A 1,707-nucleotide genomic window follows, 5' to 3' on the forward strand; every position below is an offset into this window, starting at 1 on the left:
TAGGCCGCCAGGGGGTTCTGGTAGCCGCCGTGCGCGTGGCTGGAGCCGATGCGCCAGGCCCAGCCCGCCGAGGTGTCGGTCGCGCCGCCCCACGCGTAGTACCAGGACAGCAGGTACATCGAGGAGTTCTTGCCGGTGCCGGCCGGGCAGGTGGACGGACCGACACAGTTGCCGATCTTCTTGAAGTACTTGTCGTACATCGCGTAGCGCAGGTAGTCGCCCATCTTCGCGGCCTTGCCCACGGTCGCGGAGACATCGCTGCCCTTGCCCTGCTGCTTGGCCCAGACGTCCGCCCAGTACGCGGCCTGCACGGCGCGCGCGTCGGCGTCCGGGGCGTTGGTGAACTTCCACTGCTTGGCGTACGAGGCGTCACCGGTGAACAGGTCCAAGTAGCCGTTCGTGCCGCCGTACTTGAACTGGTCGCAGGTCGGCTGCGGCACCGTCTCCCACACCGACTCCTGCGCGCCGCGCTGGAAGGTGTTGATGTAGGAGGGCCCGGTGGCGGTCGGCCCCGCCTCGCACTTGCCCGGCTCGTTGCCGTAGCCGTAGACGTTGTCGACGTCCTGCAGCCAGTGCATGCCGTAGACGTCGTCCGTGCCGTACGCCGACTTCAGCTCGGCCGCGATCGGGTCCGAACCGGACGTGACCGAGGAGTCGAGCTTCGCCGGGTACTCGTTCGGGGTGTCCAGCTCGGGCGCGTAGGTGGCCGGCTTGGAGGCGTTGTAGAAGGAGTTGGTCGGCTGGTCGGCGTGGGTGGGGATCATGTACTTCTCCATGATGTCCCAGGCGCCGTTGAACTTGGACCAGTCGCCCGTCACCTTGCCGTACATGGCCTGCAGCCACAGGAGGTAGCTGTACGCCTCGGAGGTGGTCTCGTGGCCGTGGTCCGGGGCCTCGACGATCAGCGTCTCCACCGAGTGATAGGGGATGCCCTCGGGTGAGAAGTAGCCGTTCGCCGGATTGGTGATCTTGCCGTACAGCTCCAGGAAGCGGGCGTCGTACGCCTTCGTCGCTCCCAGCTGGGTCACAGTGACCGACGCCTTCGCGTGCCCGGTGGCCGTCGACTCGAAGGTCGCCGCCCCGGTGCCGGAGGAGTCGGCGGTGATGGTCACCTTCTGGGCGGTGCTCCAGTTGGACGGGGTGAAGGTGAGCGAGGCCCCACCGGTCACCGACAGGCCGGAGTTGCCGCTCGCGCGAGTCGTCGTCACCGTCACGTTTGCGCTCGGCTGGGTCGACAGCTTCACGTCGTACGTGCCCGTCTTGCCCTGCTGTACGCCCAGTTGGGATGGCGTGGCGACCACGGACGGGCCTGAGGCGACCGTGATGCCGACCGGTGTGGACTCCGCCGACGCGCCCAGGCTGTCGTACGCCTTCGCCAGCAGAGAATGACTGCCCACGGTCAAACCTGAGGCGGAGAGCGCGTAGGGCGCTGTTGTGTCCGTGCCCAGCAGTTTGGTGTCGTCGTAGAACTCCACCTTGCTGATGGTCGCGTTGTCCGCGGCGGCGGCGGTCGCCGCGAGCGGCACGGCGTCGCCCTGGGTGTAGACGGCGCCCGCGGCCGGGCTGGTCAGTACCGTGATCGGCGGCTGGTGGGCGCCGACGCACGTGGTGCCGTTGATCGCGAACGAGGTGGGTGCGGCGTTGGTGCCGCTGTAGGTGAACTGCGCGCCGGTGGAGACCGCGGCGCCGGCCGCGATGGTCCCGTTG

Annotated in this window: 1 protein-coding gene; it reads right to left on the reverse strand. The window is 68.2% G+C overall.

Translation table 11 applies throughout. The annotated features are described in order from the left end of the window. A partial coding sequence (locus DI272_RS00005) for a glycoside hydrolase family 48 protein (protein WP_258314851.1) occupies positions 1–1,707 on the reverse strand: 1,707 nt, incomplete at both ends.

Origin of the sequence: Streptomyces sp. Act143 (assembly GCF_003143935.1) — a bacterium.
Lineage (GTDB): Bacteria > Actinomycetota > Actinomycetes > Streptomycetales > Streptomycetaceae > Streptomyces.